A 4,242-nucleotide genomic window follows, 5' to 3' on the forward strand; every position below is an offset into this window, starting at 1 on the left:
GTCACCAGCGCCTCGGTCAACCTGACCACGGAGAAGGCGACCGTCGTGTATGATCCCACCCTGGTCCGTGTGTCCGCTCTGAAAAATGCCATCACCGCAGCCGGCTACACGCCACTCGACGTGGAAGTCACCGCGGCGAACGTCGACGAGGACGCGCAACGCAAGGCGCACGAGACCCGCTCCCTATGGCAGCGCTTCATCGTCTCCGCTCTGTTTGCGGTGCCCCTGCTGTACCTGGCCATGGGCTCGATGATACCGTGGTTGGGCTGGCCCATCCCGTCGTGGCTGAGTCCCATGGACTTTCCCCTTCGCTACGCGCTCGTCGAGGTTGCGCTCGTCATCCCCTGCATCGCAGCCGGCTACCGCTTCTACATCGTAGGGTTCCGCGCCATCTGGCACCGGGCCCCGAACATGGACTCACTTATCGCAATGGGAACGTCCGCGGCCATCCTCTACAGCGGCTACTCGACTTGGCGCATCGCGCAGGGTTCGTTCGGCGCCGTGAAGGAGCTGTACTTCGAGACCGCCGGCGTCATCCTCACGCTCATTCTGCTGGGCAAGTCGCTGGAATCTGTTTCAAAAGGGCGCACATCGCAGGCCATCAAGAAGCTGATGAACCTTGCGCCCAAGACCGCCATCGTCGTTCAGGGTGACCGTGAAGTCGAACTGCCGGTGGCCGAGGTGGAGGTCGGTGACATTATTCGTGTCCGTCCAGGCGAGAAGGTTCCCGTGGACGGTGACGTCGTAACGGGCGCCACGTCGATCGACGAGTCCATGCTGACGGGCGAGAGCATCCCGGTCGAGAAGCATCCCGGTGACAAAGTGGTGGGTGCCAGCATCAACGGCAACGGGTCCATCACATTCCGCGCCACGCACGTTGGGGCCGATACCGTGCTTGCCCAGATCGTCAAGCTGGTTGAAGACGCGCAGGGCGGCAAGGCACCGATCGCTCAGCTGGCCGACGTCGTCTCGGGGTATTTCGTCCCTATCGTCTTCGGCATTGCCCTCCTGTCCGCCGCAGCGTGGCTCATCGCTGGCAAGGGCAGCGTGTTTGCGCTGACCATCTTCATCTCGGTCCTCACGATCGCATGCCCGTGCGCACTTGGGCTCGCGACGCCCACGGCCATCATGGTGGGCACAGGCAAGGGTGCCGAGTACGGTGTCCTCATCAAGGGCGGCGCAGCACTCGAAATGACACACAAGGTGCAGACCGTGGTATTCGACAAGACCGGCACCATCACGCAGGGGAGGCCGGTCGTCGCTGACGTCGTGACCGTCCCCGGTGTGGAGCGCAGCGAAGTCCTGAGCCTGGCGGCTTCCACCGAGAAAGACTCGGAGCACCCGCTTGGAACGGCGATCGTCAGGGCCGCCCAGGAAGAGCATATCGCGTTGCAGCCGCTGGAGAACTTCGCAGCGGTCCCGGGACGAGGCATCGAGGGCACCGTGGGACTTACGCGCGTCCTGCTGGGCAACGCAGCGTTCATGGCCGAGCGTTCGGTGGACGTCGCTCTCCTTGGTGCTGCCGTCGACCGCTTCGCCGAAGACGGCAAGACCCCCATGTTCGTCGCCCGTGATGGCAAGGCCATCGGCGTCATCGCCGTGGCGGACATGGTCAAGGAAAGCAGTGCCCGTGCCATCAAGACCCTTCACGACATGGGCATCGAGGTCGCCATGATCACGGGCGACAACCGCAGGACGGCGGAAGCCATCGGGCGGCAGGTCGGCATCGACCGGGTTCTGGCCGAGGTTTTGCCGCAGGACAAAGCGCTCGAGGTGAAGAAGCTGCAGGCGGGCGGCAGACACGTCGCCATGGTCGGCGACGGCATCAACGACGCCCCGGCGCTTGCGCAGGCAGACGTCGGCATCGCCATCGGCAACGGTACGGATGTCGCCATCGAGTCAGCAGACATCGTCCTCATGAGGAGTGACCTGATGGACGTCGCGACGGCTATCCAGCTCAGCAAGGCGACCATCCGCAATATCCGGCAGAACCTGTTCTGGGCCTTCGGCTACAATACGCTGGGCATCCCCATCGCAGCAGGCCTGCTGTACGCGTTCGGCGGCCCCAAGCTCAACCCGATGATCGGCGCGGCGGCCATGTCGCTGTCGTCCGTCTCGGTCCTGACAAATGCACTCAGACTGCGCGGCTTCAAGCCTCGCAGGTAGCACCAGACGACAAGGGAGGAATCACATGAAGAAACTGATCCAGGTGAAGGGAATGAGCTGCGCGCATTGTGTTATGCATGTCACCGAAGCACTCAAGGAGGTCCCGGGTGTCACGGGCGTCGTCGTGAGCCTGGAAGACGGCACGGCGACCGTTGACACGAATGCTCCGGTGACCAACGAGGCGCTCGCAGCAGCCATCATAGACGTCGGCTACACGCCCGGCCCGGTCATGGACCTGTAGACTGCTCGAGTTCCAGGGTCTCACCCAGGAGGAAACGATGGATCACTGTTCATGTGAGAGCAAGAAGGCTCTTGACACGCTCAAGACTGCCAGGGGCCAGATCGACGGCATTATCCGCATGATCGAGGAGGACCGCTATTGCATCGACGTCTCCAAGCAGATCCTGTCGGCCACCGCCCTGCTGAAGAAAGCCAACATTACTGTCCTCCGCCAACATATGAACACGTGCGTCACCGACGCAGTGGAACATGGTGCCGGTCAGGAGAAGATCGACGAGATCGTCCTCATCCTCGACAAGTACTTGGGGTAAAACCATGAAGAGTGCGAAGGTCTACGTCGGCGGCATGCATTGCGATGCATGCTCGACCCTTATTACCAGTCAGTTCAAGAAGGTCGCCGGCGTGCGTGGCGTCAAGGTCGACCTGGGCGCGCAAACCGCCGAGATCTACTATGATAATCCTGCGCCGAGTGTGGCTGCCCTCAGAGCGCGCGCTGAGAAGTATGGCTACACCGTCTCGACGTCCCGTCCTGCAGCCACACGTCAGAAGAGCATTCCACTGTGGCAGTGGATTGTGGCGGCTCTCATCGCCGGTGGTATGGTGAAACTCTTCACCCTGCTCCAGAGCTCGGGGTTGATGAGTGCACTGGGGACGACCTCGGCCGGAGCAAGCTACGGCGTGGCGCTGCTTGTCGGCGTCATCGCGTCGCTGAGCACCTGTCTGGCAGTCGTCGGGGCTATCGTCATCGCATTCGCCGAGACGTACCAGGCGGCTCCGGGCGAGAGTGCGGCGTCGGCTGTCGTGCGCCCCAACGTTCTCTTCCACCTCGGCCGCATCGCCACCTTCGCGGTCCTTGGGGGTTTCCTCGGCCTCATCGGCGGGGAACTGTCCCTGACAGGCCGGTTCATGTCGGTCCTGACCATGGCAGTCGCAGTGATCATGCTGCTGCTCGGGCTCAACATCCTTGGGTTTGCCCCGTCACTGACACGCCTCGGCATCAAGATGCCGGCGCGCCTGACCGCTGGCATGGACAGGATGAAGACGTCTCGCAGTCCGGTCATGCCGCTGGCGCTCGGAGGTCTCACATTCTTCCTGCCGTGCGGGTTCACGCAGAGCATGCAGATCATGGCGCTCGGCTCGGGCAGCATCGTGCGCGGCGCGCTCATTATGGGACTGTTTGCTGTTGGGACCCTGCCCGTGCTGTTCACTGCGGGCATCACCGCCTCGTGGACACGTCAGCACAAGGTGGTCATCGTTCAGAAGGCTGCCGGGCTCCTGGTCATAGCGTTCGCACTCTTCACGCTCAGCTCAGGTGCGCGCCTGTTCGGGTTCACCGGCCGCGTGACACCAGGCACGACCGCGACGACACAGACTACCACCACGCCGTCCGCTGCCACACCACCCTCCACGGCACCGGGGACCAGTCAGCGTATCGAGATGCATGTCACGTACTCAGGGTTCGACCCGGCCGTCCTGCACGTGAAGAAGGGCGCCCCCGTGACCTTCGCGGTGTTCGGCGACCAGGTGTCCGGCTGCACAAGCCGCATTATCATCCCCAGCCTCAACATTTCCATGGACGTTGGCCCCGGGGAGAACGACATCACCTTCACGCCCACAGCCACCGGCAGAATCCCCTATTCGTGCTGGATGGGCATGGTCCGTGGTACCATCGTCGTCGACGACTAAGGAGAAACCCATGCACCCCATAGCTTTTGTCATCGGAAGCCTCACGATTCGCTGGTATGGTATCATGGTTGTTCTCGCGATAGCCGTTGGCGTTACGGCAATGTACTTCGAGTCGCGGCGTCAAGGGATCAATGCAGACTACGTTCTCGA

Annotated in this window: 5 protein-coding genes; all 5 read left to right on the forward strand. The window is 62.5% G+C overall.

Annotation, left to right across the window (positions count from 1 at the left end; genetic code table 11):
• Positions 1–2,166, forward strand: a 2,166-nt coding sequence (locus SMC5_RS02530; protein ID WP_133299148.1) for a heavy metal translocating P-type ATPase, incomplete at its 5' end; no start/stop codon positions are given.
• Positions 2,167–2,191: 25 nt separating this feature from the next.
• Complete coding sequence (locus SMC5_RS02535) at positions 2,192–2,407, forward strand: heavy-metal-associated domain-containing protein (RefSeq protein WP_119119456.1); 216 nt, start codon at positions 2,192–2,194, stop codon at positions 2,405–2,407.
• A gap of 37 nt (positions 2,408–2,444) precedes the next feature.
• On the forward strand, positions 2,445–2,717 hold the full coding sequence (locus SMC5_RS02540) for a metal-sensing transcriptional repressor (protein WP_119119457.1): 273 nt from the start codon (positions 2,445–2,447) through the stop codon (positions 2,715–2,717).
• Between the two features lie 4 nt (positions 2,718–2,721).
• Complete coding sequence (locus SMC5_RS02545; protein WP_165846189.1) at positions 2,722–4,092, forward strand: urease accessory protein UreH domain-containing protein; 1,371 nt, start codon at positions 2,722–2,724, stop codon at positions 4,090–4,092.
• 10 nt (positions 4,093–4,102) lie between these two features.
• Positions 4,103–4,242, forward strand: a 140-nt coding sequence (locus tag SMC5_RS11595; RefSeq protein ID WP_165848936.1) for a prolipoprotein diacylglyceryl transferase family protein, incomplete at its 3' end; no start/stop codon positions are given.

Origin of the sequence: Candidatus Cryosericum odellii (assembly GCF_003570935.1) — a bacterium.
Classification (GTDB): domain Bacteria; phylum Caldisericota; class Caldisericia; order Cryosericales; family Cryosericaceae; genus Cryosericum; species Cryosericum odellii.

What these genes read in the sequence shown, in the direction of transcription:
- SMC5_RS02545 (WP_165846189.1), top strand. Translation starts at nt 2,722, where the DNA reads ATGAAGAGTGCGAAGGTCTACGTCGGCGGCATGCATTGCGATGCATGC.
- SMC5_RS02535 (WP_119119456.1), top strand. Translation starts at nt 2,192, where the DNA reads ATGAAGAAACTGATCCAGGTGAAGGGAATGAGCTGCGCGCATTGTGTT.
- SMC5_RS02540 (WP_119119457.1), top strand. Translation starts at nt 2,445, where the DNA reads ATGGATCACTGTTCATGTGAGAGCAAGAAGGCTCTTGACACGCTCAAG.